The 26,939-nt window shown below is 72.6% G+C and carries 17 protein-coding genes; 8 read left to right on the forward strand and 9 right to left on the reverse strand.

Features of this window, described 5'->3' with window-relative positions:
- Positions 1 to 107: 107 nt before the first annotated feature.
- The 3 genes from CcI49_RS15120 (at position 108) to CcI49_RS15130 (ending at position 3,498) form a co-directional block, all read left to right on the forward strand.
- Positions 108 to 1,409 (forward strand): condensation domain-containing protein, encoded by a 1,302-nt coding sequence (locus tag CcI49_RS15120; protein WP_076827268.1) that lies wholly within the window; start codon positions 108 to 110, stop codon positions 1,407 to 1,409.
- 121 nt (positions 1,410 to 1,530) lie between these two features.
- Positions 1,531 to 3,159 (forward strand): amino acid adenylation domain-containing protein, encoded by a 1,629-nt coding sequence (locus CcI49_RS15125; protein WP_198955542.1) that lies wholly within the window; start codon positions 1,531 to 1,533, stop codon positions 3,157 to 3,159.
- Positions 3,160 to 3,498 (forward strand): acyl carrier protein, encoded by a 339-nt coding sequence (locus tag CcI49_RS15130; protein WP_076827271.1) that lies wholly within the window; start codon positions 3,160 to 3,162, stop codon positions 3,496 to 3,498.
- Positions 3,499 to 3,546: 48 nt separating this feature from the next.
- Here the strand turns inward: CcI49_RS15130 and CcI49_RS15135 are convergent, their stop codons facing one another.
- On the reverse strand, positions 3,547 to 4,545 hold the full coding sequence (locus tag CcI49_RS15135) for an alpha/beta hydrolase (protein ID WP_054569284.1): 999 nt from the start codon (positions 4,543 to 4,545) through the stop codon (positions 3,547 to 3,549).
- Positions 4,546 to 5,014: 469 nt separating this feature from the next.
- On the opposite strand from CcI49_RS15135, the gene CcI49_RS15140 reads away from it, so the two are divergent.
- The 5 genes from CcI49_RS15140 to CcI49_RS15160 all read left to right on the forward strand — a co-directional run bounded on the left by CcI49_RS15140 (position 5,015) and on the right by CcI49_RS15160 (position 10,379).
- The gene (locus tag CcI49_RS15140) at positions 5,015 to 6,076 is read left to right on the forward strand and encodes a DUF1679 domain-containing protein (protein ID WP_076827273.1); all 1,062 of its coding nucleotides are present in this window, start codon (positions 5,015 to 5,017) and stop codon (positions 6,074 to 6,076) included.
- 134 nt (positions 6,077 to 6,210) lie between these two features.
- On the forward strand, positions 6,211 to 6,981 hold the full coding sequence (locus tag CcI49_RS15145) for a TetR family transcriptional regulator (protein WP_347280121.1): 771 nt from the start codon (positions 6,211 to 6,213) through the stop codon (positions 6,979 to 6,981).
- A 126-nt stretch (positions 6,982 to 7,107) separates the two neighbouring features.
- Positions 7,108 to 7,842 carry an SDR family oxidoreductase gene (locus tag CcI49_RS15150; protein WP_054569282.1) on the forward strand — a complete coding sequence of 245 codons (735 nt, stop codon included), beginning with the start codon at positions 7,108 to 7,110 and terminating at the stop codon, positions 7,840 to 7,842.
- 208 nt (positions 7,843 to 8,050) lie between these two features.
- Positions 8,051 to 9,244, forward strand: a complete 1,194-nt coding sequence (locus CcI49_RS15155) for a cytochrome P450 (RefSeq protein WP_054569281.1) — start codon at positions 8,051 to 8,053, stop codon at positions 9,242 to 9,244.
- Positions 9,245 to 9,449: 205 nt separating this feature from the next.
- Positions 9,450 to 10,379 (forward strand): class I SAM-dependent methyltransferase, encoded by a 930-nt coding sequence (locus CcI49_RS15160; RefSeq protein ID WP_054569280.1) that lies wholly within the window; start codon positions 9,450 to 9,452, stop codon positions 10,377 to 10,379.
- Positions 10,380 to 10,422: 43 nt separating this feature from the next.
- Here the strand turns inward: CcI49_RS15160 and CcI49_RS15165 are convergent, their stop codons facing one another.
- From CcI49_RS15165 to CcI49_RS15200, 8 genes are all read right to left on the reverse strand, one after another.
- Positions 10,423 to 10,851, reverse strand: coding sequence for a nitroreductase family deazaflavin-dependent oxidoreductase (locus tag CcI49_RS15165; protein WP_054569279.1), 429 nt, complete (start codon positions 10,849 to 10,851; stop codon positions 10,423 to 10,425).
- A gap of 184 nt (positions 10,852 to 11,035) precedes the next feature.
- Positions 11,036 to 12,055 (reverse strand): LLM class flavin-dependent oxidoreductase, encoded by a 1,020-nt coding sequence (locus CcI49_RS15170; RefSeq protein WP_076827275.1) that lies wholly within the window; start codon positions 12,053 to 12,055, stop codon positions 11,036 to 11,038.
- Between the two features lie 103 nt (positions 12,056 to 12,158).
- Positions 12,159 to 12,953 carry an RsiV family protein gene (locus CcI49_RS15175; RefSeq protein ID WP_241840073.1) on the reverse strand — a complete coding sequence of 265 codons (795 nt, stop codon included), beginning with the start codon at positions 12,951 to 12,953 and terminating at the stop codon, positions 12,159 to 12,161.
- 208 nt (positions 12,954 to 13,161) lie between these two features.
- Positions 13,162 to 14,715 carry a hypothetical protein gene (locus tag CcI49_RS15180; RefSeq protein ID WP_076827277.1) on the reverse strand — a complete coding sequence of 518 codons (1,554 nt, stop codon included), beginning with the start codon at positions 14,713 to 14,715 and terminating at the stop codon, positions 13,162 to 13,164.
- Between the two features lie 40 nt (positions 14,716 to 14,755).
- Positions 14,756 to 18,610, reverse strand: a complete 3,855-nt coding sequence (locus tag CcI49_RS15185; protein WP_076827279.1) for a hypothetical protein — start codon at positions 18,608 to 18,610, stop codon at positions 14,756 to 14,758.
- Entirely contained in the window at positions 18,607 to 21,288 is a 2,682-nt protein-coding gene (locus CcI49_RS15190) for a hypothetical protein (RefSeq protein WP_076827281.1), read from the reverse strand. The genes CcI49_RS15185 and CcI49_RS15190 overlap by 4 nt, the downstream gene beginning before the upstream one ends.
- Positions 21,288 to 24,662 carry a DUF6603 domain-containing protein gene (locus CcI49_RS15195; protein WP_076827283.1) on the reverse strand — a complete coding sequence of 1,125 codons (3,375 nt, stop codon included), beginning with the start codon at positions 24,660 to 24,662 and terminating at the stop codon, positions 21,288 to 21,290. Before CcI49_RS15195 ends, CcI49_RS15190 begins: the two co-directional genes overlap by 1 nt.
- Complete coding sequence (locus CcI49_RS15200; protein WP_076827285.1) at positions 24,662 to 26,911, reverse strand: hypothetical protein; 2,250 nt, start codon at positions 26,909 to 26,911, stop codon at positions 24,662 to 24,664. The genes CcI49_RS15195 and CcI49_RS15200 overlap by 1 nt, the downstream gene beginning before the upstream one ends.
- Between the last annotated feature and the right edge of the window lie 28 nt (positions 26,912 to 26,939).

Here is a 26,939-nt window from a genome sequence, read left to right on the forward strand (position 1 = left end):
GGTCCCGGCGCGGTTGCTGTGTCGTACCCACTTCTCCGCGCGGCACAGCGCGTTGCCGCGAGCATGAACTCCCGACGGGCCGACCAGAAGGTGTAGGTTCACAGCCGATGAACGGGATCAGTAGACGCGCGGACATCACGCGCTCGCCCACGACGCCCGGCCAGCGGCGTGACTGGAACGTTCATCATGAAGGTCGGGCCACCTCATTCCTTAATCTCTCCGTCGTATTCCTTATACAAGGCGGCCTCGAAGAGGAGGTGTTGCGGCGCGCAGTCGGATCACTGGTCGCCCGCCACGAGCAGCTTCGCTCCCGGTTCGAAGACGCGAACGGYGCTCTTGTCCAGGTGATCGAGCCCGCGAAACGGTCCAGCTCACCCCGACTCTCGGTCGAGAACGGCAGTGGCAGCGGGCCGGACAGTCACCGAGAATGGGCTAGGACGTTCGTTGAACGCTCCTTTTCTCTCCACTCTGAGGCGCCGTTCCGAATCGGTATCCACAATGCCGACGGCGACGGGCAGGCTCTGGCGATCGTCATGCACCACATCATCTCGGACCGTCTGAGCCTGGGTGTAGCCGTTCGAGATCTCAACGAGTTCATCCTGGCGGAGATCGAGTGTCGGAGCCCGCGGCTCCCTGACATACCCCTCCGGTTCGCGGATTACGCCTCATGGTGGGAGGAACAGCGCTCATCCGGAGGATTCACCCGGAACTTTGATTTCTGGCGTGGCCAGCTCGACGATGCGCCGATTGATCTGGGGCTGCCGATCCGCGCGGCTCCTCGGTCGGCGGCACGATACGTTCAGCACATCCCGGAAACGTTGGCGGAGGGCCTGCAGCGGGGGGCGGCGGCGCTGCGAACCACCCCCTACGTCGTCCTGCTGACGGCCTTTTCGGGTGCTTTGTTCGAGGCGACCTCCAAGGCTGATCAGGTTCTCCAGTGCGGATACGCAAACAGGCAGCCTGCTGCACTACGACATGCTGTCGGCCGCTTTTCGAGCAACATGGCTCTGCGTATACGGGCAACCTCGGAAGACCCGGCGTGCCAGCTGCGGTCCATCCACGCGGTCGCGATGCGGGCATACACCAACGCGGTGGTGTCGCTGGACGCAGTCGACGAGAGCGGCGTGCTACCCCGCAGGCACGCTCCCGATGCCATGACTACCGTGGCATTCCAACTGGTCGAAGGTGTCGACCATTATATGAGCGTCCCGGGTCTCGACATCGCGGCCGTCCCCATCTCACCTGGGTCAACCCAGGACCTGCTCGATGTCGTGGTCGAACGAATAGGAGAACGGCTCACACTCCACGTTGTCTTCTGCCCCGAGGCACTGGACCCGTCCTGGATCGTCTCGCTTGCCTCAACGTTCATCAGCCACCTCGACCGCCTCCTCGCGAGTGGGGCGCCCTGATCCCCCGCCGGCCCCCGGGACGGCGCCGGGGCACCGGCCGCAGGATGTAACGGATGTTCATCCGTTGGTGTCGTCCGCGCGCCGAATGCGCCGCTTCGGCCATGACAGACTGGACCCGCTCGTGAGTGAGTGCACAGAGAATCCGGTCAGCTCCGACTCGATCGATGAACCGGTTTGCGTCCGGCTGGATCATCTCGTCGACTCGACGTCTCGACGCCACCCGGACGCCGTCGCACTGGAAACTGCCGACGGACATACGCTGACCTACCGCTCACTGGTCGTTGCGGCGGAACGTGTCTGCCACGCTGTTGCCGGGAGCGGTGTGAGGATTCCGAATCGAATCGGTCTGGTCGCGTCGAAGTCGGTGGAAGCCTATGTTGCTTATCTCGCGATCCTGAAGCTCGGCGCAACTATCGTGCCGATCAGCAGTCGAGCCCCGCTTGCGCGGCAGCGGACAATGGTTCAATGCGCGGGACTTTCCCTGATCCTCGCCGACCAAAAATCGTGGGCGGGTGCCCGAGAGCTGGAGAATCTCGCCGCCGTCTCCGTGGTTCCCAGCCCCACGGCCGATCCGGCTCCAGATCCGGTCCCTTTCGCACGGGAGGAACCCCAGGCCGCCGGCGAGGCGACCGCGTATGTTCTGTTCACCTCCGGGAGCACCGGTCGCCCCAAAGGGGTCCCGATCTCACATGCAAACGCGCTGAGTTTCGTCAGGTACATCGTCGATAGGCATCGACCGGGTCCCGGCGACCGGATGACCCAGATCTTCGACTTCTCGTTCGACCCGTCGATATACGATCTCTTCGTAGCCTGGGGATCGGGTGCGACGCTCGTCATCCCCGGCCCCACGGACGTGATTCACCCAGTCAGATGGGTGAGTTCCCGGCGCATATCACACTGGATGTCGGTGCCGTCGATCATATCCATGGCGGCCGCGCTTCGGGGACTTCCGGCCGATTCCATGCCGTCGCTCCGGCTCAGCCTCTTCTGCGGCGAGCAACTGACTGTCGAGCAGGCGGAGGCCTGGATGAGAGCGTCTCCTGCGGGCACGATCGAGAACGCCTACGGCCCCACCGAGCTCACGGTCACCGTCACTGCGCACAGGCTCGCTGCCGACATGCACACGTGGCCCCGCACGTCGAACGGCACAATACCGATCGGCCAGCCCTATCCCGGCCACGACGCGATTGTCGTGAACGACGGCAGGGAAACAGACGAAGGCGAGCTGTGCATTCGTGGGGCGCAACGTTTCGCGGGATATCTCGATCCACAGGAGAACGCCGGCCGCTTCCTCAGGGCCGTCGGCGGCCACCTCGAGCCCTTGCGCGAGAACTGCCCTCCGAAGCCCGATGACTGGTACCGTACCGGCGATCTCGTCCGTCGCGACGGCGACGGTACGCTCACCCATCTCGGGCGCCTCGACTCTCAGGTCAAGATCCACGGCTTCCGGGTGGAACTGCACGAGATCGAGGGAGCCCTACGTCTTCATCCGGAGGTCATCGATGCAGTTGTGGTGGCTATCTCGGCGCGCCTCGGCGGTGCCGAGCTCGCCGCCTACATCCTGGGCGGCGAGGTCGATCCACGCGAACTGCGCGCTATGTTGGTCGAGATACTCCCAGAATACATGGTTCCACCCCGCATCCGGCGACTTGAGATGTTCCCGCTGACCAGCAACGGGAAGGTCGATCGACCGAGGCTCGCCTCGATGGCGACAGAGATCGGTGCGAGGCGCGCCGAGGGGAGATCATAGGTGTCCACGTCATCGACCCCCGGAGAGTCGGCGCGTGCTGTTGCCCTGCGCCACTGGTCGGAGGTGACCGGTGTACCGGTTGCAGCGGTCGCCGATTCCTCGCATTTCTTTTCCGACGGTGGAAACTCGATGCTGGCCGTCGAGCTCGTCACGGCAACCGGTGAAGAACTTGGCATTTCGGTGGAAATTGACACGATTCTGCTGGATGRCACCTTCGGTTCTTTTCTGCAGACGGTGGAATATGCGATGAAGCAGTCCAGGGGAAACCCGGAGGTCTCCTTGGCGTGTGATTCCGCCCAGGCCGAATCCGACGGCCCCGGGCGCTCCGGTTTCCGTTGATCGGAGCTGTGGGTTGCGTTTCGTGGGGCTGGTGGCCGGCGGCTGGGTCTATCGACCGCGAGCCCAGGCTGAGGTGGCGAACTGCCGCATCTGGGCCAGTCGTTCCCGGTCCTCCGGGGCGGTTCCGAGGAAGCCGCCGTGCCCCGCGGCCTCGAAGACATGCAGCTCGGCGTCGAGGCCTGCCCGCAGCAGCGCCCGATGGAAGCGCACCGTGTCCGACAGCAGGAGATCGCGGGTCCCGCTGAGCAGGATGGTCGGCGGGAAGCCCTTGGCCAGATCGCCGTGAAGCGGCGAGAGGTAGGGATCGCGCAGGTCGTGGCCGCCGGCGTAGAGCAGGAGCGACTGTGCGAGGTCCCGGTCCAGGATGGAGTCGATCCCGTGGTTGGTGTGGAACGTGTCGCCCCAGGTGCCGAGGTCGACGACCGGCGTGTTCATCACCGCGGCGGCCGGTAGCGGCAGGCCCTCGTCGCGGGCTCGCAGAATCGTGCTCGCGACGAGCGAGGCGCCGGCGGAGGATCCGCCGAGGACCACGTCCTGCGGCCGGTACTGATCAAGCAGCGCCCGGTAGGCGGCGACGCAGTCGGTGACCGCGGCGGGGTACGGGTGATCGGGCGGCATGCGGTAGTCGACGGACCACACTCGGGCACCGATCCACTGCGACGTGTTGTACGTCCGTGCCCGGCAGACCGCGCCACCGCCCTGCACGAAGCCACCACCGTGGAAGTCGAGGTAGACCCGCCGGTCGTCGCCCGCCGTCCCGACCGGGGCGATCTCGTAGACCGGAAAGTCACCGAGGTCGATGTCGCGGACCTCGGTACCTGCCGGGAGCGGGGAGGCCGCGGCGAGCGCGGCCTGGTCGCGTTCGGCGATCACCCGGCGCCAGCCTTCGACGTCGTCGAGCGCGGGCCACCGCGTCGCGGGGGTCAGTACCCCCAATCCCAGCGTCGCCTGCGCCTCGGGGCTCACGCTCGCCGGTACCGGCACGACTCGCTCGGGGACGCGCAACGCCGGCGGCAGTTCGTCAGGTCCGACCGCCCGAGTGCTCATGGCGCCACACTGCCAGCAATTCGGCGCTCGTGTGTCCTCCAGGGCTCCGGCCGGTCCCGGCCACCCGCGACGCGGTACCGCGGAACCGCCGCGATGTGACCCCGGCACCGCGGAGCCGCCGCGACGCGGCACCGCGGAACCGTCGCGTCGGGGTGCCGCGGAACCGTTGCGTCGGGTGCCGCGGTACCGGCAGGGCGACCTCTCGCTGACTCCCGGTGTCGCATTTCTGTTCCGGGGCCGGAATCCGTGCTCGAATTAGACCATGAGATGTTGCATGAATCGCGCGATGCTGCGTCCTGGACGAGGCTCGGGCACGGCGACGGCCGGTCGGCGGCGGGCCCTGGGGTGGCATCCTGGCGCGGTGGGCCCGCGATCGTGCGCAGCCGCCGGGAACGCAGCGGCCGGGCACCCGGCGGCTGGGAACGCAGCAGCCGGGAACGCAGCAGCCAGAGATGAGAAGGGCCAGGCCATGTCGCAACCGTTGACAGTTCCCGTCGACTGGGACGAGGTGACCCCGCAGTGGATGACGGCCGCGCTCGCGCGTCATCACCCCGACGCGCGGGTCGGCGACGTCCGGCTCGTCCTGCGTGACGACGGCACCAACCGGCGGGCGCGGTTCGAGCTGGACTTCGCCGCCGGGTCGGGCCCTCGCCGGGTGTTCCTGAAGGCCGAGGGCGCGCACCGGCTGGTGCACAGCCGCAACGGGAATCTCTTCAACGAGGTGGACCTGTTCGCCGCGGAGGTTCCCTTACCCGTCGACCACCCCCTCGTCTACCAGGCGTTGGTCGACCGCCCCGGCCTCGACTGGCTCCTCGTGATGGAGGACGTCACGCTGCGCGGCGCCGACCCGCGGGACGCGACCCGGCCCCTGACGGTCGACCAGGCCGCGGCCGGGCTGCGCGGGCTGGCCAGGCTGCACAGCCACTACTGGGACTTCGACGCGGCGACCCAGCCCGCTCTCGCCTGGGTGCGGACCTGGGAGCCGACCGACGGTTTCGCCGGCGGCCTGCGATCACGCATCCCGACCGGCCTCGACCGGGCCGACGGCCAGCTCCCCGCCGAGGTGGCGCGGTACGGCGCCGACGGCATCGTCGACCTGTGGGCGCGCTACGTGGCCGCGGTCGGGCAGGAGACGCCGACCCTGCTGCACGCCGACGCCCACATCGGCAACACCTACGTCCTGCCCGGTGACGACGTGGGCTTCCTCGACTGGCAGGTCGTCCGGCGCGGTGGCTGGTCCCAGGACGTCGGCTACTTCCTGATGGGCGCGCTGACGACGCCGGACCGGCGGGACCACGAGACCGACCTGCTGCGGCACTACCTCGACGCGCTCGACCTGCCGGCGGACGCCCGTCCGTCCTGGGAGTCGGCCTGGCGCCGCTACCGGGCCAGCGCCGCCTACGGCCTCGCGATCTGGCTGTCGACGCTGGGCACCGACGGCTGGCAGCGCCACGACGTCTCCCTCGCACTGGTGGGGCGCTACGCGACGGCGTTCCGCGACCTCGACGCGGAGGCAGCCGGCCAGCCGTGATCTCACCGGCACGGGATGCGCGCGCACCGCGGCCGATCCGGCATCATCTCCTCCGATGGCAGGGAGCCGCGTACGGGTTCGACCGGCATCGGCCGGTGACGTGACGCCGCGGAAGGATCTGGTGGTCGTTGACCGTGGATGGGCCTGAGGCAGAACGGCCGTCGGAACAGCCGGCAGAGCAGCCGTCGGAACAGCCGGCAGAGCAGTCGGCAGAGCAGCCGGCGGAGCAGTCGGCAGAGCAGCGGGCGGAGGGGGCCCGGGGCGCGGGCGGTCGCCGTCACTACGAGAGCCCGCTGCGCCGCCAGCAGGCCGCCGTGACGCGGGATCGCATCCTGGCCGCGGCGACCGAGATGGTCCACGGTTTTCCGACCTGGGACTGGGGAGCCCTCACCATCCGGGCGGTGGCGCGCCGCGCCCAGGTGAACGAGAGCACGGTGTACCGCTACTTCTCCAACGAGCGCCGCCTGCGCGACGCGGTGATGCGTCGCCTGGAGCAGGAGGCCGGGGTTGACCTCGAAGGGCTCCGGCTGGAGGAGTTCGGCGACGTCGTCGGGCGGATGTTCGCCTACCTGTCCTCCTTCCCGGTGGCCCAGCCGCCGCCGGAGGATCCGACCTTCGCCGACATCGACGAACGCCGGCGCCGCGCGCTCATCGCCGCCGTCTCCGACGCCGCCGTGGACTGGCCGGACGAGGAGGCCGAGCTGGCCGCCGCGATGCTGGACGTCTTCTGGAACGTCCCGTCCTACGAGCGGCTGACGGTGACCTGGAAGCTGGATCCCGAACGTGCCACCCGCGCCGTGAACTGGGTGATCGCGACGCTGGGCGCGGCGGTCCGAGCCGGCGACGGTCCTGGCGGCGAGCCTGACGGCGGGCCGGGCGAGGCGAGTTCCGCGGGCAGCGGATGAGGACAGCCCGGCGCGCGGACGGGCGGCGGCCGAGGGCGCAGCGGTGACGACTCCGGCCGGCTGTGGCGGACGGGCCGGGGGTGACGCAGGACGCGCCGGCCTGACGGCTTCCGATAGGAACTCGTCATGGAACTTGCCGGAAAGACCGCCCTGATCACAGGCTCCACCGGAGGCATCGGGCGGGAGACAGCCAGGCTGATGGCGGCGGCCGGGGCTCGGGTCGTCGTCACTGGCCGTGACGCTGCCCGTGGAGCCGACCTCGTCGCGGAGATCGCGGCGGCGGGTGGGTCGGCCCGGTTCGTCGCGGCCGACCTGGCCGACCCGGCCGGGCCGCACCGCCTCGCGTCGCTCGCGGGCCCCGTCGAGATCCTGGTCAACAACGCGGCCGCGATTCCCAGCGCGCCGACGGTGTCGCAGGACGTCGAGTCGTTGGACGCGGCGCTCGCCATCAACGTCCGCGCGCCCTACCTCCTGACCGCCGCGCTGGTGCCCGCGATGGTCGAGAAGGGCACGGGCAGCGTCGTCAACATCAGCACTCTGGCGGCGCGGGTCGGCATGCCCGGCTTCTCCGCCTACGGGGCGACCAAGGCCGCACTGGAGTCGCTGAGCCGTGCCTGGGCAACCGAGTTCGGCCCGGCGGGCGTCCGCGTGAACACCGTCGTGCCCGGACCGACCGGCACCGACGCACTGGTCGCGGCCACCAGCGCGGACGGCCTCGACCGGCTCGCGCGCAACACCCTGCTCGGCCGGCTCGCCACACCTCGCGAGATCGCCGAGACGGTCGTGTTCCTTGCCTCCGACCGTGCCCGGTTCATCACGGGCGCGACGATCGCGGCCGGAGCGGGCCGGCCCGCGATCTGAGCCCTTCGACCTGCCAGGCAGGTCCCCCCGGGTCGCTGTTCCTCTTCCCGCCCCGCCGGGATCCGAATTGGTGCGAGACTTCATGCATCGATCTCGCTATGCTCGTTTCGTGGCGCGGCGATGCGGATCCGGCCCCGCCCGGCCGCCCAGCCGCGGTGAGAGGGCGAGACGGCGCACGCGGCAGATCCCGTCGCAGAGAGGACGAACCTTGAGCACCGACAGCGCGGTCCACTGGGATCCCTACGACCCGTCACTGGTCTCCGACCCGTACCCGGTCTACCGCCGGCTGCGGGAGGAGGCACCGCTCTACTACAACGCGGAATACGACTTCTACGCGGTCAGCCGGTACGTCGACTGCGAGCGCGGGCTGCCCGACTGGCAGACGTTCTCGTCGGCGCGCGGCGGCATCCTGGAACTGATCAAGTCGGGCATCGAGATCCCGCCGGGCACGCTCATCTTCGAGGACCCGCCCGCCCACGACATCCACCGCAAGCTGCTCGCCCGGGTCTTCACCCCGCGCCGGATCAGCGAGCTCGAGGCGAAGGTCCGGGCCTACTGCGAGCGCACGCTCGACCCGCTGGTCGGCGCCGGCAGCTTCGACCTGATGGCAGCGGTGGGCACCGAGCTGCCGATGCGCGTCATCGGCATGCTGCTCGGCATCCCCGAGACCGATCAGGAAGCGCTGCGCGACACCGCCGACGAGAGCCTGCGTACGGAGGCCGGCGGCCAGATGGACTTCAAGGGCGGCGCGATCCTCAGCAACGAGGCGTTCGCCGAGTACATCGACTGGCGGCGCGACAACCCGTCGACCGACCTGATGACCGACCTGCTGTACACCGAGTTCGAGGACGAGAACGGCACGGTGCGCACCCTCACCCGGGACGAGGTGATCACCTACACCACCGTCGTCGCCGGCGCGGGCAACGAGACGACCGGTCGCCTGGTCGGCTGGATCGGCGCCACTCTGGCCAGGAACCCCGAGCAGCGCCGGGAGATCGTCGCCGATCCGTCGCTGGTCCCGGCCGCGATCGAGGAGATCCTGCGCCTCGAGCCGCCGGGCCCCTTCATCGGCCGGTACGTCACCCGGGACGTCGAGTTCCACGGCCGGACGGTTCCCGCCGGCAGCGCCATCCTGTTCATCGTCGGCTCCGCGAACCGGGACGAGTCCCGGTACCCCGACGCGGACCGCCTCGACCTGCACCGCCGGATGGGCAACCAGCTCACCTTCGGGCTCGGCGCGCACTACTGCCTGGGCGCGGCGCTCGCCCGGCTCGAGGGCCGGGTGGCGATGGAGGAGATCCTGCGCCGCTTCCCGTCCTGGGACGTCGACTGGGAGACCGCGAAGCTCGCCCAGACCTCGACCGTCCGCGGCTGGGAGTCGCTCCCGATCACGATCGGCTAGCGCGGATGCCGCGCCCTGCACCGGGGTTCGCCGAGTTGACGGGGGCGCGGGTCTGATGCGTGATTGAGGTCTGCCCGGTTGCTGTGCCGGCGGCGCGACGGAGAGCCGGCACGGCGGCGGGCGGTCGGGTCGCCGGGCGGTCGGGTGGCCGGGCAGTCTGGGGCCGGGTGGGCCTGCGGCGGGACGAGTCGAATGGTGGTGCGGGATGAAGGCGGCCGGGGGCAGTCGCACGGCGGTGCTCGTCTGCCAGGGGAGGGCGGTCGCGGACGGGCTGACCGCCACCGGCCGCTTCGCCGACCCGCTCGCGGCGCAGCTGCTGCGCGGCGAGGAGCGGCGAACGGTCGAGCAGGTGCGTGCCGGCAGACCGCCCGCCAGCCTGCCCGACCGCATCGACTACGAGTCGGTACGGGCCTGCGCCACGATCATCGTGCCGCGGGTGATCGCAATCGACGACGCGCTGCGCGACCATCCGTCCCCGCAGGTCGTGCTGCTCGGCGCGGGCCTGGACGATCGAGCCTGGCGGATGCCGGAGCTCGCGGGCAGCGTCGTGTTCGAGGTCGACCATCCGGCGTCCCAGCGGGACAAGCGGGAGCGGCTCGCCGGCCTGGGCCAGCCGTGGGTGACGGGCCCGGGAGAGATCACGCGGCCCGCCGGGCCCGCCGGACCCGCGGAGCCGGTCCGGTTCGTCCCCGTCGACTTCGCCCGGGACCGGCTCGGCAGCGCCCTGGCCGCCGCCGGTCACCGCGCGGACGCGCCGACCACCTGGATCTGGGAGGGCGTCGTCCCGTACCTCACCCGGGCCGAGGTCGAGCGGACCATGGCCGTCGTCGCGGGCCTGTCCGCCCCCGACAGCCGCCTGATCATCAACTATCAGGCCCGCCAGGTCCGGATCGCGATCGGGCAGTGGATCGCCCGGATGATGCACACCCTGGCCCGGCGGCGCAGCATGTGGGTGAACGAACCGTGGCGCTCCTACTGGACGGCGGCCACGATGTGCGAACTCCTCGGCCGGCACGGGTTCACCGTCCGGCGCGACGAGGACCTTCTGGCCATCGCCGAGCGCCTGGACACCCCGACCTCCCGCCGCAACTCACTGCGCAGTGGCCGGGTCGTCGTCGCCGACCGCCCGCAGTGACAGTGAACCCGGGTGCCCCGGGGTACCCGGGAGTGCGGCTCGATCAGGAGCGCTGCAGGGCGAGCACCGGGATCGTCCGGATGCCCGCGGCCTTCGTCTCGTACTCCGCGAACCCCGGGTAGCGGCGCGCCTGCTCGGCATAAACCTGGTCGCGTTCGGTGCCGGTGAGCTCCCGGATGCCGACCTGGTACGTCTCGGCGCCGCGCTCGACGGTCGTCGCACCGGCGGACGTCAGGTTGTAGTACCAGTCCGGATTCGACGGTGCGCCGGCCTTGGAGGCGAACACGTAGATCGTGTTGGTATCGGCGTCGTCCGCCAGGTACATCATCGGATTGACGTATTCGCGACCGCTCCTGCGGCCCCGGTGGTGCACCAGCACCATCGGGGCGCCCGCGAAGTTCCCCCCGACCTGCCCCGCGTTCGCCCGGAACTCGGCGATGATCTGCGCGTTCCAGTCGTTTGCCTCGGCCATCCCGACATCCCCTCCGGTGCCCCTGCGTCTTTGGTGTGCCTGCGTCAGCATGCCGCCGCGCCAGCCTGCCACTGTGTGAGCTTCCCGCTGCCGGGCGGCGCAAGACAGTCGCGCCACCGGCGGGGCCGGGCGCAGGGCGGTTCCGCGGAACCGCGGAACCTGCCCAGGCCCAGAACAGTCCGTCCTAGGCCGCGCTGCGCCAGGCCTCGGCGAGGGCGGTGAAGCTGGCCTGGCGCCGGGCCCGGTCCAGGCTCGGGGTGACGACGACGATCTCGTCGGCCTGGGCCTGCTGCTTCATCTCCAACAGGCGGGCGGCGACGGCCTTCGGCTCCCCGGTGACCATCCGCCCGTCGTCGCGCCGCGCCGCCCGGAACCGCTCGGAGCGGGCGAAGCCGTGGACGTCCTCGGGCCGCAGCGGTTCCCGGACGCCGCGGCTGATGTTCTGGATGGTGAGGGTCCAGGCCGCCTCGAAGTCGAGCGTGGCCTCCTCGTCCTCGCTGGCGAAGGCGAGTACGGACATCGCCGAGTACGGCCTGTCGCTGCCGCCGCGGGCGGTGAACTCACGCCGGTAGGCGCGTAGCGCGTCGAACGCCAGCTCGGGGCTCATGTGATGGGCGAACACCGCGCTCAGGCCGTTGACGGCCGCGAAGCGCGGGCCGTACGGGCTGGAGCCCAGCACGAACAGCTCGGGCCGCTCGTCGACCACCGGCGCGGCGACCAGCCGCGCGTACGGATGATCGGACGGGAAGCCGTCGCCGAGGAACGCCAGCAGTTCACCGACCTGGTGGGGGAACTCCGCGCCGGCGTCGGCGCCGCCACCTCGGCGCAGTACGTGCGCGGTCAGCGGGTCGGTGCCCGGCGCCCGGCCGAGCGCCAGATCGATGCGCCCGGGATACATCGCCACCAGCGTCCGGAACAGCTCCGCGACCTTGAACGACGTGTGGTTCGGCAGCATGATCCCGGCGGCGCCGACCCTGATCCGGGAGGTGAGCGCCCCGACATGCGCGGTCAGCAGCTCAGGGGCGCTGCAGGCCAGGCTGTGCATGTTGTGGTGCTCGGAGACCCAGTACCGCCGGTATCCGGCGGCCTCGACGGTCTGCGCGATGCTCACCGCGCCCGCGATCGCGGCCGCCGGGCTCTCGCCGTGCTCGATCCCCACGAAGTCGAGCACGGCCAGCGGAAGGGATTCGTCGACGTCGCTCACTCGTAGTGTCAATCCCGCCCCGCCTGGAGGCATTCCCCACGAGAGCGCGGCATCTCGGCTCAGGAGCGCTCACAGGTGCTCCGGTGTGCAGGAGCTCAGGTGCTCAGGAGCGCAGGATCTCGGCGAGCTCGGGCCGGACGAGGCCGTCGAGGCTGCTCCACGGGACGAGGACGCTCTGCGGCCCGAGCACGTGCGGCAGCTCCGTCACGATCACCACCAGGCCCTTCGGGTTCACCACGAACTGCTGGTAGTTGGCCGGCAGCGGATCGGTGACCCCGCCCGTCGGGCCGTCCGGGAACCGCCGCTCCAGCTCGGCCCGGACGACCGGCTCCAGCCGGCGCAGGCCCGCGTCGGTGGAGGTGAAGACGTCCTCGATGGTGACGCGGTCACCGGTGCGCAGGTCGAAGACCAGGCCGCTGGCAAGCTCACTGGGATGCGCCGCGCCGGGCGGGTACCGGTCGCCGCCGAAGGACAGCGCCAGCACCCGCGCGCCCACATGCGGATCGCCGGCCGTGAGGGTGAGGGTCTCGTGGGCGGTGCGGGTCTTCTCCTGGCTGACGTACTCCGCGATGGCCGCGTTCACCCGGCGAACCACTGCCGCGTCGGGGCCGGCCAGCACCGGCACCTGCGCGGTGTAGCTGGCGCTCGGCTCGATCGCCCCCCGCTCGTTCCTGATGGTGATCCGGTAGGCCGACGACCCGCCCGGAGTCCGGGTGGTGGGGGAGTTCGGCTGTCCCACCGGCACGGCTGGTGGTTTGTCCCGCGGTGTCGTGCGCGTGCTGGCGTGAGCGTGGGTGCCGGTGCCGGTGCTCTTCCCGCTGCCGCTGCTCGGCTGGCAGCCGGTGACCAGCGTCAGCGGAGCCCCCAACAGCAGGACGCAGGCGACGGCCGCCGTCACTGGACCGCGGGGCCGCGACCGGACCAGGCGGAGAGCGCGGCGGGGCAGGCCGGGGCCGGTACCGGTGCTGTCGTCCTGCTGCTGACCTCTGGGCCCTGAAATCCTGATCACGGGCCCATGGTGGCTCGACACCGTCATTCGCGCTGAAGCCAACGCGACAGGGTGCCGGTCGGCTTTCCGACGGTTGCCGCAGGAGCGGTCCCCGGCCTCAGCCGGCGGAAGGGTGCCGGGCCTCGGCGACGTCGAAGCGCAGCCCGGAGACCGGTGGGCCGATCAGCGGCAGCTGCTGGCGCTGCATCCACAGCACGGGGCGGCCGTCGGTCCGCCGAGCCAGCTTCCACTGCCGCTGCAGCCGCACGCCGGTCGTCGGGAGCGCGGCCGGCTCGATCTGGTGCACGGGCCCGGCGGCCGGCGCGTGCGGGTCCTGGAGCAGCGGGCTGACCGGCGCGGGCATCGGCACTGGCGGGCGTGCCTCCAGGTCGCGCAGCTGCCCCTGGACGAAGCGCCGCCGCCCGTCGACCTCGCGCACCGGATATGGATGCCAGAACCTGGGCAGCGTCGTGCTCGGCCGGTAGGAGTAGGTGACCGGCTCGCTGCCGAGCACCTCGCCCGACGTGGCGGGCGCCTGCGGCGGGAGCCCCGGCGGTGACGTGGGGCCGGTGGCCGCGGACGAGGGAGCGAGGTCGCGGCCGGCGGCCCGGTGCTCGACGGCCCACAGCAGGTTCGCGTCCTCGTCGAGGCCGACGGCGACGTCGTCGACGGGCCGGTCGCTCAGCGGCGTCACCGCCGTCGGCCAGATGGCGAGGGTGGACGGTTCGAGGCCGGTGATGCGGAACAGGCTCCAGTCCGCCGGCGCCGTCAGCACGACCTCCTCGTCGAACGAGTTCACGACGACGACTTCCCGCAGCGTGACCAGGGTCCCGGCGCTCGCCTCCACCGGGAAGCTGAACCAGTCGTCGGCGTGGGACATCACCAGGTCGATCAGCAGCATGGTCGCCAGGTGGCTGCGGTCCGGCGGGAAGCCGCCGATGTCGACGTGCGCGTTCTCGATCTGCCACCAGCGGGGATGCGGCGCGCCCGGGTACTTCAGCCGGCTGGGCAGCACCTCCCGCAGCACCTCCGGGCCGCTGCCCGGGGCTGGCGGCTCCTTGGCCTGGACCGAGTACCAGTCGACGTCCCCGCCCCGATGGCGAGGTACCTGAAGGGCCACACCACCACTGGTGAACTCCGCGGTGTGCACGAACTCGGCGGGATCCCACAGGTCGGCGGCGGGGACGGTCGGCACGCCGGGGAAGTCGGCCGCCGTCAGGCCGAGCTCGGCGCGTCGCCGGTAGGCCGTGAGGCCGTCGACGCCGGTGCCGTCGAGTGTGTCGTAGGGCGGTGGGAGCCCGTCGAGCCGCAGGCTGGTGTCAGCCAGCAGCGCCGGCCTGGACGTCGCGAGGTCACGGCCGACGCGGATCCGGCGGCCCGGTGTCCACCATTCGTCGGACTCCGCCTCGATGATCGCCTCGGCGGGCACGACCGCGGGATCCGTCGCCTGGTCGGGGTCGGTCGCCGGCGGCAGCAGCGGGTCGACCGGGTGATGCGCGGCCACGTGGCGCACGAGGGCGGGGGAGGCGGCGTCCTCGCCCTGGTGCTCGCCGAGGTGCCACTGCCGGGCCAGGAACCACGCCGGGTCCGCGATCTCGGCGCGGAACCCACGGTCGAGGTCCGTCACGGGGCGGATCGGCTCCAGCCGACGTCCCAGATCGAATCGCGTCATGAGGCGCTCCGCACCGTCCGCTGCAGCACTGTCCGCTCCCTTACTTCGTGAGGCTGATGCCGGTGGGCTGGTGCGCTGGCAGCAGCACGGACGGGGTGCCGGCGGCCAGCGCGTCCAGGTCCGGCGGGGCGGCCGCGCGGGCCCGGACCAGCCGGCGGGTGTCGGCGAGGACGTCGACGAGCGCCTCGGTGTCGAGAGGAACGTCGACATCCGGCGGGACGGCGATCAGCACGGCCTGCGGTGCCCGCGACGCCGGCGCATCCACGTGGAAGGCGACCGTCGTCGTGTGGTCGGTGGCCGGGATGACCTCGCTGAACGAGTCCACCAGGCCGAGCGCGACGGGCCGGGCCGGGCCGGCGGCCGGGTCCAGCGCCCCGGCCGGGCCGAACGCCGCGAGCAGGTGGGTGTCCACCGGGGGTGCGTCGGCGTCGGCGTCGGGCCGGGGCTCGCGCTGCCATGGGTCGCCCGGCCGGTTCGTCCACGCGGCGAGCGGGCTGAGCCCCCGGACGTGCCTGCTGAGCTGGTACGCCTCGAACCGGGCCAGGTGCGCGCGGACGGGCGAGACGACCTCGAGCCAGTACGGGTCGAGTGCGGCCGGCCCGGCGACGTCGGGGACCAGAGCGGTCGGTAGCTGGTCCAGCGGCAGCCGGGACAGGACGGGCAGGCGTCCTTCCGGCGAGACCAGTTCCGCCAGCGCGCTGGCCAGCGTCGCTGGCGCGAGCGCGGCCGCGGCGGCCGGCGAAGGTGCCTTCGCCAGTCGTTCGGACAGCGCCGCCGCTGCGCGGGCCACGAGTGTCGCGGTCGGCGCGCCGTCCGCGCGCAGCGGGGTGATACCCCAGCGGGCCGCGCCGACCAGTGCCGCCGTGTGGTCGGCGGGGTCGGCGGCGGCCGCCACCAGCCACGTCCGCAGGTCGTCGGCGAGCGCGTGCACGGCGCTGTACCTGCCGTGCAGCTCGGCCTGGACGCCTGCCTGCAGCGAAGCGAGCGCCGCCTCCGTGCCGGGCGCCGCCGGCCCACCGGTGACGAGGTCCTCCGGCAGCACCGGGCGGCTGCCGAGGATGTCGGCCAGCCGCTGGGCCGCGGCCTGGGCGGGCAGGGCGGCCGGTTCGAGGCGGGCCGCTCCCTCGACGGCGGCGAGCGCGAGCTCGTACAGGTTCACAGCCGACAGCGACAGCGTGTCGACGGGCGTCAGACCGAGGTCGGCAAGGGTGACCGGGCCGAGTGGCTGGTCGGCGGTGTCGAGTGCCTCCCAGCGCCACGGGTCCGTGCCCGGCGCGCCGGTCTGGGCTTCGAGGAAGGCCGCGACGGCCGGCTCGGCCAGCACCCCGGGGCTGGTGAAGGCGTCCGGTGCCGGCGGGCCCGCGGCGGCGGGCAGCGCGGCCACGACGGTGGTGCGCGCGATGCGCCCGCCCCGCCGGGTGCGCAGCACCTCCAGCGTGGGGGGTGCGGCGAGCCCCGCGGCGGCCTCCATCGCTGTCGCCGCCGTCGCGCCGCGGCCGGAGACGACGTGGTGGACGGCCTCGGCGACCAGCAGGTCGCCATAGGTGTCCACGGCGTGCGCGAGCGGTGCCAGCGTGTCGAGCTGGGCCCCGGTGAGGCCCAGATCGGCCGGGTTCGTGACGTACCGGTCGAGGACCGCCTGGCCGTCGCAGACCCGGCGGCCGGTGTGTTCGACCCGGATCGGGAACTGCGCCCGGAGCCGTTCGACGTCGGCCTGGGCCGCCACCGCGCGCTCCACCGCGCGGCCGAGGACCTCGGTGAGGTGGCTGCCGAGCCGGACCTGCTCCGCCAGCTCCTCGACGAGCCGTACCCGGTCGCTGTCGACGTCCATCTGCCAGCGGGCGGGTTCCGCGTCGGACAGTGCGCGGTCGCGAAGCACCGCGGCGGTCAGTGCCTGCTCCATGGACGGCGCGTGCAGGTATTCGGCGGGTGGCGGGGGAGCCGCCGGGTCACGGGGGCGGGGCGCGTCCACCCACCCGTAGGCGCCGAGCTGGAACCGCGCCGGCTCCGCCGCGGCCGTCAGCTCCCGCAGCCGCCGGGTCACCACCCCGGTGAGCCAGGGGTCGATCCGGTGCGAGGCCGTGTCGAGCGTCGCCCGCAGGACCCGTTCGACGACCGCCGGGTCCAGGCCCGGCAGCGCGCCGAGTGCCTCCCGCCCGATCCGGAACAGCAGGCTCGCCGGGTCGGAGCCCACCATCGCGTCGCTGAACTGGGAGGCCCACCTGGCCAGCCGGGTCGGCTCGGAGTCGGGGGCCTCGATCGGCTCCAGCGCGGGTCCGCTGGCCTCGACCGTGAACCGGACGACCTCGGCGGTGTCCACCAGGCGCGCGTGCAGCAACAGCCGGAACAGCAGGCTGTCGGGCATCGGCCGGAACACCTCGTCGAGGATCCGGGGGGAGGCGAGCTCCTTCGGTGGCACTTCGAGCAGGATCTCGAGCAGCTTGTCCAGTGTCCTGCCGTCGGTGAGGTTGGTCGGCACGACGAGTGGCAGCGTGAGGTCCTGCGGCTCGCCGAGCGTGGCGTAGCGCCGGGACGGTGACCGGTCCGCGATTTTCGTCGCGCGGACGGCGGTCTCGTCCCACCATTTCTGCAGCCGCGCCCAGGGCACGCCGTCCCCGTAGGCCCATTCGAGCAGGTAGAGCAGTTCCAGTGGCAGCGCCCACCGCCAGGCGTAGCCGCGGGAGGCCGGAACCCGGCCGATCAGGTCGAGCAGCCGCGCGGTGTCGGCGCCGACGATCGTGCCGGCCGCCTCGGCCGCCGTCGCGGCGACGTCGCGGGCGCCGAGCCCGACCCGCAGCACATGCTTCTCCACGGCCGGGTCGCCGGGCGCGGTGACCCAGCGGGAGGGCGCCGAGACCGGCAGCACGCCGTACGGCTGGTCCCCGATCCGGATCGGCGGTAACGGGCCCTCCGGGGCGAGGTGGTCGTAGGCCCATGCCCCGAGCTCGAGGCCCTTGCCGTCCAGCCACACGTCCTTGACCCAGTGGCCCCACAGGACCGACCAGAGGCTGCCGACCAGTGCCTGGTTGACCGGCCGGTGGTCGGTCTCGCCGCCGGGCAGTGGCCCGAGGGCGGAGTCCTTCCCGGTGAGCGCCGCGCTGACCGCCTCCGCGCCCGGCTGCGGCGGCGGCGCGGTGAGCAGGGTGCGCCACACCTCGGGGTCGCGGGCGAGATCCGCCGCCCGCGCGCCGTCCACACTGTTGGTGGCGGTTCCCAGCGCGGCGACGCCGAGGATGCCGGCGTCGCGGTGTGCGGCGAACAGGTCAGCGGGAGAGTCCTCGCCGAGGCCGACCACGTAGAGGACGTCGATGTCGTCGGGCCGGTCCGGCCCGAGGTCGACCGTGGTGCCGAGCTGGACCTGCTCGGCCTCCTTGAAGGACGTCCACCAGCGGGCCTGGCCGGTCTCCGGGTCGGGCGGGTCGAGCGCGAGCCGGTCACGGTCGACGGTGAGCTCGGCGATCCGGACCGGCGCGCCGCCGCCGCGGCCGAGCCACAGCTGCAGGGTCTTCGGCAGGCCGGCGACCCGGGCGAAGGTCAGCGGCTCGCTGGTCGCCGCGGGCCGGGTGATCCGCCAGCCACCGCCGGGGGCGGGCTCGGCGGGGAACGAGCGGGCCAGCCAGGCGCCGCGGGCGGCGCCGACCTGCGCGGCGAACGCCTGCCACTGTGCCCGGCCGTGCTCGGTGGCCAGGGCGTCGACACCGCCGTCCACCGCCTGCCACAGCGCCTCGACCGCGTCGAGCTCGCTGTCCAGCGGCAGCGGGTTGTGCCGGTCGAGGCTGGCCGCGTCGGGCACAACCCGGACCTTGAGCCGCCAGCCGGCTCCCGGGGCGTCGGGTTCGGCGAACCGTGTCTCCAGCCGCAGTGGCAGCAGAACCCCGATGATCGGCGTGCTCACAGTGCTCCCGGAATCAGTGACGATCCGCGGACCATCACACGGTAGGGGTCGGCGTAGGCGGCGTCGGCGAACTCGGCGCCGTCGAGGTGAAGCAACGGGTCGGTGTACACGTGGCGCCGCGCTGGGGAGAGGCCCTCGTGGGGGCCGCTGAAGAACTGGACGCCGTGCGGCGGCTCCTCGAACACCACCCAGTGCTGCCCGCCGAGCGCCGGGTCGAGGTCGAACCCGAAGAAGACGATCTCGGGGGTGATCGAGCCCTGGAAGCTGGGGATGATGCGCTGGGCCAGGTCGGGCGCGGCGTCCCAGTCGGGCTCGCCGCCGGCGAGCGGCGCCGGGGTGAGGTAGACGACCGTGTGCGGGTAGCGGCGGAACAGCGGGGTCCGGGCGACGATGACGAGGTCGGCGCCGGCGGCGGCCGGCGGCTGGTGGGTGCCGCTGCCCAGCGCCGAGCCGGTCGGCCACAGGTGGACGCCGTGGATGTCGTCCAGGAAGCTCTCGCCGTCCGGCGCCGCCCGGGACCAGAACTGGCGCAGGGGGGTGCTGCCCGCCCGTACCGCGATGTTGCGGAACCGCAGCTCGCCGAGGATCTGGGTGTTCAGCCCCAGCAGGTAGGAGTCGACGAACACCGGGTTCGTCGTCACGGCGACGACACGGTCGACCGGCATGGTGCCGGCACCGGGCAGCAGCCAGTCGGGATCGTGGTCGCGCAGCAGCTGCCAGGCGGGGATGTCGAGATCCGGGGACAGCTCCGGCGGGGTGAGCGGCTGGTCGTCGAGGCCGTCGATGGTGTCCAGCACACGGTCGACGACGACCGGGTGGTGCGCCGTCGGATCGACGGCGTCGGCGACGGCGTCCGCGAGCCGGTCGAGGTCGACGGGGTCGCAGGGGCGGTCGGGGCGCTCGGTCAGCACCTCGATGACGAGGTCGTCCAGCACCGGGGTGTCGTACTCGTCGTCGGGCCGTTCGGACAGCAGGGCACGCAGGGCGATCAGCAGGTCCTGCTCCGGGAGCGGACGGCCGTCGCGCGGTTCGAGGACGGTCAGCACATCGAACAGCGGGATCGGCCGGCCCGCCTCGACCCGGTCGAGGATCTGCCGCATGACCTGCTCGAAGAACCCGACGGTGGAAGCGCTGTAGGGGCTGCGGTCGAAGGCGCCGACAAGGTCGCGCAGCCGTCTGACCGGCACCCGGCCCGTCCCGGCGGCAGCTCGCAGCACCTTGTCGAGGTTGCGGACCCCGACGACGTCGCTGAGGTGGTCGCTGTGCGGCAGGCCGTCCGGCGCGCGGGGCGGCGGCTCGGCGCACCGGTTGGCCACCTCCAGCACGGCCCGCGGGTCGGTCGCGCCGTCGGCGGCGTGCCGGGTGCGCGCCGGGCCGGGGCGCAGGACCCGCCGCGCGGCCGCGGAGAAGATCGCGGGCGGCAGCGGGCGCGCCCCACCCGTCGCCCGGTCGAGCACGGTGCCGGTCTGCGTCTGCATGCCGCGCAGGGCCGGCCCGAAGACGACCAGGCGGCGGACCCGGTCCTGCGGCAGCCGGCGGTTCCACAACGCCGAGGCCGCGGCCAGCCCCGCCGTCAGCGCCCTGATCCGCTCGGACGCCGCGGCGAGCGCCCCGGCCTGGGCCACCGCGGCGTCCACGATCTTGTCCTGCTCGTCGATGCCCGCCTTCGCGCCGAGGCCGGCGACGGCCCGGTGCCTCGGGTCGCGGCGGAACTGCGCCGACCACAGCGCAAGCGTCGGGTCGGCCACCCAGGCGTCGCCGTACACCGGCAGCGAGACGACGGGGCGCCGCGCGTCGGCGGCCGGGTCGAGCACCGGTGCGGCGATCGTCTCCAGGTCGTCGCCGATCTCCACCGGGATGTCGACGTCCACGCTGTCGAGCGGCGCCAGCGCGCCGCGCACGATCGGCGCCTCCGGCCCTGGGCCGGGGGAGGGCGGCAGTGGGTAGGCCAGGGCCACCCGGCCGAGCGTGGCGTCGCCGGAGTGCGGCCGCAGCCGGGCCGCGAGGGTGGGGAAGTCACCCGCCGGCGCCGTCGTGAACTCCCAGGAGTAGAGCAGCGTCACGGTCACCCCGGGGGAGCCGTCGGCCCAGGCGGGCGTGCCGTTCGGCGTGAACGCGGGGACGATGACCGCGCGGTGGGCGGTGTTCCCGGCGAGCGGGCGCGGGGAGAGCAGCCGCGACACCAGCCGCTGGCCGGGATGGTCGACGTCGTCCTGCACATGGGCCCACCGGGGGGACTCGACGAGCCGGTGCGCCGCCAGGGCGCTGGCGCTGATCGCGACCGTTCCGCCGGGCTGCGGCACGATCTCCTCCGGCGTCCCGACGACCAGGACGAGCCAGGGGGCGAGCTGACGTCCCGCGGCGAGGCGCGGGGTGTACCGCCAGGGCAGGTCCGGGGCGCTGAACTCGACGTAGGCGCACTTGGTGTTCTCCGCCTCCGTCGACCCGGGCGCCGGGACGGCGCGCCGCACGGCCGCCGGCTTCAGGCCGCCGACGTCGCCGGGGCCGAGCAGGTCGAACACGACGCTCTCGGTGGCCGTGTCGCCCGGCCGCTCGGTGTTGTGCAACGTCAGCGGGACGCGCCCGGTGAGCCGGCCGGCCGGGGTGAGCGCCGGGGCGGCCACCGTCTCGAAGACGGTGGACCGGCGCCAGGCGTAGAAGTCCAGCCGCACAGCCATCAGATCGCTCCCAGGTCGACGAGATCGCGCTTGGCCGCGGCGACGCCGCCGGCGCGCCGGGCCCGCTGGTGGGCCTCGCTGACGGACAGGTCCTCGGCCAGTACCGCGCCACCGCGGTCGCGGACGGCGAACCGCTCCTCGCGCACCCCGAACGCCGGCGCCGTCGTGCGCACCTGGGACGGCGCGGTGCGCTCCAGGGCGGCGCGAAGCGTGACGGCGGCGAACGCGATCGCGAGCGCACCGGTGCTGGGCGGCTTCGGCAGCCGGATCTCCACCACCGTCACGTCGCGCCGGATCGCCGTGGACGCCGCCGGGGCGCCGAGCCCGATCCTGATCCCCGCGTCGAGCCGGGAGAACGCGGGCCGGTTGAGCCGCTCCGCCTCGGTGAGGTTCGCGTACGAGCCGGGCGCGAACCAGTCCTGCACCGGGCCCGCGGCCCGCGGGGACTCCACGACGACCCGCTGCGGTGCCGCCAGCGGCACGCCGTCGAACCGGTCGAGGGTCAGGCCCAGCGGGGTGCGCTTCTGCGCCCAGCTCAGCCCCCCCAGCGGGGAGACCAGCGGATGGTCGCCGGCGGCCGCGGGCCGCCTGGCCTGGATGGCCTCGTTGTCGTCGCCGTCGAGCGCGGTCAGGTTGGCGGGCTCGGTGAGCTGCGGGCGCAGCGCCTGCACGACGCTGCTGACCGGCGGTGCGGCCGGCTGCCCGGAGCTGCCGAGCTGGATCCTGACGTCGGCGCAGATGTCGAACCAGAGGATCTCGAAGCAGGCCTTGCCGCTGACCGTGAACGGCCCGGGGCCGGACAGGGTGCCTTCGAGCCGGACCCCGGCGAGGTTCGTCGACTTCCAGCGCAGCCGCACCCCCGCGCTGATCGTGACCTCGAAGTGGAACGGGGTGAACTGGATGAGCGCGTCGAGGGCGAGGAAACCGATCAGGTTGAGCGGGCCGGCCTTGTAGCCGAGCTCCACCTGCCCGCCGAACTGCACCGTGTTCGAGGTGATGGCCAGGTAGGCCTCGGCGCGGAAGAACACCCCGCCCGGGAGCTTCCCCGGCTTGACGGTGAGCGCGAGCCGGGCGAGCTCCGGGAACTGCGCGGGCAGCGGGGTGAACCTCGGGTGGAAGCCACCGAAGCTCAGCAGCAGGTACGGATGGTCGCCCCAGGCGATCCGGAACGCCAGGTCGCCGGTGAGGTGGAAGATCTCCATCACCGAGGAGTTGATGAGGGTCGCGTCGACCTCGACGATCCGCTTCGGGAAGTCGACGAACCCGACGATGTCGAACCGGATGTCGATCAGGTGCGGGCCGCCGGCCAGCGGCGGCAGCTGGGCGCGGGCGGAGCCCAGCAGCACGATGCGCCGCGGCCCGGGGAACTCGAAGAAGAGCCCGACGTCGAACCGGAACACCTTGTGCCCGGCGATGTTCAGCCAGCTGATCTGGATCGTCGGGCCGAACACGTGGGTGCCCGCGTTGCGCGGGAAGAGGTGGTCGAGGTCGTCGAGCAGGCGCGGCGCGTTGCGGATCGGATCCTCGGCGAACAGCACGTTGCCCGCGGCGCCGCTGGTGAGCCGCTCCCGCAGGGCGTCGGTGTCGGCCCTTCGGTTGATGCCGATCAGGCCGCCGAAACCGGAGATCTCGAAACCGAACCCGAGCGGGATGCCGGGGGAGAAGCGCACGCCCAGCACGACGATGACCGAGGTGGGGCGGTTCGCCGCACCCGGTTCGCCGGTCAGCTCGTGCAGGCCGAAGGCCGTCACCTCGAACGTGCCGACCTTGACGTGGATGACGCCGCCGAACCGCTCGTTCGGGCCGCCGGTGAAGTCGAGGTAGCCGCCCCCGGTGAAGGGGCCCGCGGAGATCTCCAGCCCGGCGCCGGTCGGCGGGAGGAGACCGACGTACTTCCTGGTGTCGTCCTCCGACCAGTAGCCCACCCAGCCGCCGAGCCCGTCGGCGACCAGGCTCACCGGGCCGAGATGGGTCGAGATGTGGAAGCGCACCTCGGCGCGGACGTCGAAGCTGTCCTCGGTGGCCCGCACCGGGACGTGGATGCGGATGCTGTGCAGCTTGAAGCCGACGGGGGCGTTCTTCCCGAACTCCGCGTCGATCCCGAGGGTGACGTCGAGGCCGCTGGACAGGCCCAGCACGACACCGCGGCCCTCGACGTAGGCGAGGTCGAGATCCAGGTCGAGCCGGATCCCGTCCCGGAAGACGGTGTCGGTCACCCCGAACGTGCGGAACCAGCGGTTGGTGAGCACCGCCGACAGGCCGTGCAGGAACAGGCCCACCTCGACGACCGGGTGGTCCTCGCGCAGTCGCAGGAACAGCCCGAGGTCACGGATCACCAGGCGGGTGTCGTACGGCGGGCCGAAGGCGATGTCGGGCGCGCCGGCGTCGAGCTCCCGGCCGAACGTGACCTCGACCGGGTCACCGGGCCCGGGCAGCCGGGCCGGGTCGAGGGCGAACTGGCGGAACGCCCCGTGCCAGGAGCCGTCGTAGCCGAAACCGCCGGTCAGGCCGGGCTCGACCCGCAGGTACCAGCCGCTGCCGAAGTCGTACTGCCAGCGGTCCTCCTCAGCCGCCAGCGCGAGCCACATCTCGAAGACCGTGCGGCGCTTCCCGCCGCCGAGGTCGTGGCGCTGCGAACGGATCGCCAGCGTGCCCGACAGGTCGGGTGTCAGGTCGGCGGCCCAGTCGAACATGTCGCGGGGGTTGGGCTGCGGGTCGGCGGGGTCGCCGATCGGGACGGTGATGGAGATCCAGCCCTCGGTGGCCTCGCGGAACACCCGCCACGGGCCGGGCTGCGCCGTCGGCGGCGCGGACAGGCCCGCGACGCGCAGATCGCCCCGGGTGAGCGCGAGCACGGTCTGCGGCGCCAGCAGCAGGAGCCCGACGATCACCGCGGGAAGGCGGCCGGTGCCGGGCAGGCCGACATCGGCGAGCAGCGCGTCCCACAGGCCCTCGTTGACGAGCGTGCCCGGGTCGGTGACGAGCGCGCGCAGCTTCTGCCGGTCGACCCGGGCCAGGCCGTCCGGCGTATGGCTGATCACCCCGGTCAGCGCGAGGAAGGCAGCCGTGCGCGGCATCCGCTCGGTGAGGAAGCGGACGAACGCCTGCTCGGCCGGGTTGGGGCCGGCGAAGGCCCGGTCGGCCACGTCGGACGCGGTGTCCCGCCAGCTTTCCAGCGCCTGCAGCCAGGCAACCGGGTCCGCCGCGTCGGTGACACCGCCGGCGCGGTCGGCGAGCTGCTCGATGGCGGCCCGGGCGCCGGCCGCGTCCGGTGGGCTCAGCGGGGGCAGCGCCGGGTTCGTGCCGTCCAGCGCCGAGCGCATGGCATCCGCGAAAGCCGCGGAGATCACCTCGATGAGTGACTTCTCGGCCATCAGACGAGCCGCACCTTCGTGACCGTCTGCTGGCGGGCGGCGGGGGACGGATGGTTGCCGACCGGCGAGACGATCAGGTGCCGCACCTCCAACGGAGTGGCTTCGAACTCCAGTAGCGACAGCTGCGGCAGCCCGACGAACATGCGCCCGATCCGGTGCAGGTCACCGGCACGCAGTGCCTTGAGCATCAGGTACGACCTGGCCGGGTCCCACGATGTCCACCCGGCCGGGGAGGGCGCGGCCGTCATGTCGGTCAGCAGCGGACCGGGGCCGGGCATGGCCTCGTCGTCCACCGGTGTCACCTCGAAGCGCCAGTCCTCGGGCCCCGGCGTCAGCCCGTAGGCGTCGGCGATCTCCTCGGACAGGACGGTGGGAGTCTCCTGCGCGGCCCGGAACACCCGGCCGAGGAACACGTCGGTGAACTCGTCGTAGGGCAGGTCCGCCCCCGGCGGCGGGGTGGCGAGCTGCGCCCGCTGCGGCAGGCCGAGGTTGGCGTAGCCGTTGAACGCCCGATGCCGCTCCAGCCCCAGGCGCATGGCGAGGTCCCCGAACAGGTGCAGGACCATGGTCTTCACCTCCGCGTTTCGAGCCGCGCTGCTGGTGATCTGCGCCGCGCGCGTCGTCGTCCCGGCGCGGGTGTAGGTCAGTGCGGCGGTGCCGCTGAAATGGACGTCGCCGGACAGCATGACGAGCGGCCCCAGTGCGGTGAGCCGCCGCAGCAGCTCCTGGTGGTTGGCGGTCGCCGCGGACCAGGACTCGAAGTCGGCGAAGATCGACCCGCCGGGTATCAGGCTCGCCGCCGGCTGGATCAGGTGCTCGACCAGGTGGGTGCCGAGGATCGGCGCCGGTGCGACGACGAACGTGAGCGGGACCGGGGCGAGGCCACCGGGCTCCGGCACCATGAGCGCCAGGGCGTCGAGGCTGATCCGCGCGGCCGGATGGTCGACGCGGTGGAACTCGCGGGCGGTGCGCTCGTCGAGGGCGAGCAGCCGGACGGGCCAGCCGTCGTCCGGGCCGAGGGTGAAGTCGTAGCGCAGCGTGCCGGGAGCCGTCAGGTCGCGCAGGACCGACGGTGGCGGCGGTGGCGGCCCGGCCGGAACACCGAGGAGCTGCCGCAGGGCCGGGGTGTCAGGGGAGGCGCCGGTATGGACGGCGGCGGCGAGGACGGCGGCCTCGGGGCTGCCGGCGGCGGTGAACCGCTCCGGGGTGTTGCCCCAGTGCTGGCACAGGACGTATGCGAGCAGCCCGTTGGTCACGATGCGGCTGGCGGCCGGGTCGGCGTAGACCGCCTCCGCCCACGGGTGGTCGAGGTTCCAGTCGTCGGTCACCTCGTGGTCGTCGGCCACCATGAGGATCGGCACGGTCGCCAGCACCTTGCGGACGGCGGGCAGCCCGGCGCGGAACAGCTCCACGGCCGCGCGCAGTTCGGCCCACGACGCCTCGTCGAGGCCGCTGTCCGCGGCGACGTCACCGGGCGCGACGTCCGCCCAGGCCGGCACGGTCGCCGGCCAGAGCGTGTCGGACCAGTAGAGCAGGTAGGTCGCCAGGAACTCGCCGAACCGCCAGAGATGGTCGCTCGCCGCCGAGGAGGTGAGGTGATAGGCCTCCGAGCGGGCCTGCCGCCCCCCGATCGCCGGCAGCGGCAGGAACGGCGCCGCGTCGTCGACGGCGACGAGGTCGGTGGCGATGCGGCGGATCCGCGGTACCAGCGGGGCTGGGACCTCGTCGGCGTAGATCTGGTCACCGGACATGACGAGCAGGTGCGGGCGGGCGGACGGTGTGCCCGCGGCGAGCCGCCCGGTGATGAGCTCCTCGGCCCCGGCCAGGCCGTCCCGGCCGTTGCCGTGGACCTTGCGGCAGGAGGTGTGCAGGATCGTCAGGTCGTCGAGGGAAGCGGGCGGGGCGGGGAACGCCGGTCGCCCGGTGCCGATCGAGACCTCGCCCCAGTTCGGTTCGGGCCAGCCGGGTGAGCTGATCCGGTACTCGTAGAGGTCACCCGCGGTGAACTGCCCGCCCGGTGCGGTGCCGGTGACGACCACGATCCACAGGCTGCCGCCGACCCTGACCGGTGTCGCGCTCCCCGCGGCGATCTCCGAGGCGGGCACCCCGGCTCGGCGGACATGCAGCGTGACCGGATCCGGCCGGCTCAGCGCCAGCCACACGGACACCTTCGTCCGGGTCACCCGGCGCAGCACGGGGCCCGCGATGATGCCTGGGAGAGCCGCGACCTGCAGCGGCACGTCGTCCATTTCTGACCCCTGTCCGGCAGGTCGCCGC

It is taken from the genome of Frankia sp. CcI49, from assembly GCF_001983215.1.
Classification (GTDB): domain Bacteria; phylum Actinomycetota; class Actinomycetes; order Frankiales; family Frankiaceae; genus Parafrankia; species Parafrankia irregularis.

Excerpts from the sequence above, each read along its gene's own strand:
- CcI49_RS15135 (WP_054569284.1), bottom strand. The coding sequence starts at position 4,545 with ATGAGCACTCGGGCGGTCGGACCTGACGAACTGCCGCCGGCGTTGCGC.
- CcI49_RS15140 (WP_076827273.1), top strand. The coding sequence starts at position 5,015 with ATGTCGCAACCGTTGACAGTTCCCGTCGACTGGGACGAGGTGACCCCG.
- CcI49_RS15150 (WP_054569282.1), top strand. The coding sequence starts at position 7,108 with ATGGAACTTGCCGGAAAGACCGCCCTGATCACAGGCTCCACCGGAGGC.
- CcI49_RS15160 (WP_054569280.1), top strand. The coding sequence starts at position 9,450 with ATGAAGGCGGCCGGGGGCAGTCGCACGGCGGTGCTCGTCTGCCAGGGG.
- CcI49_RS15165 (WP_054569279.1), bottom strand. The coding sequence starts at position 10,851 with ATGGCCGAGGCAAACGACTGGAACGCGCAGATCATCGCCGAGTTCCGG.
- CcI49_RS15180 (WP_076827277.1), bottom strand. The coding sequence starts at position 14,715 with ATGACGCGATTCGATCTGGGACGTCGGCTGGAGCCGATCCGCCCCGTG.
- CcI49_RS15190 (WP_076827281.1), bottom strand. The coding sequence starts at position 21,288 with ATGGCTGTGCGGCTGGACTTCTACGCCTGGCGCCGGTCCACCGTCTTC.
- CcI49_RS15195 (WP_076827283.1), bottom strand. The coding sequence starts at position 24,662 with ATGGCCGAGAAGTCACTCATCGAGGTGATCTCCGCGGCTTTCGCGGAT.
- CcI49_RS15200 (WP_076827285.1), bottom strand. The coding sequence starts at position 26,911 with ATGGACGACGTGCCGCTGCAGGTCGCGGCTCTCCCAGGCATCATCGCG.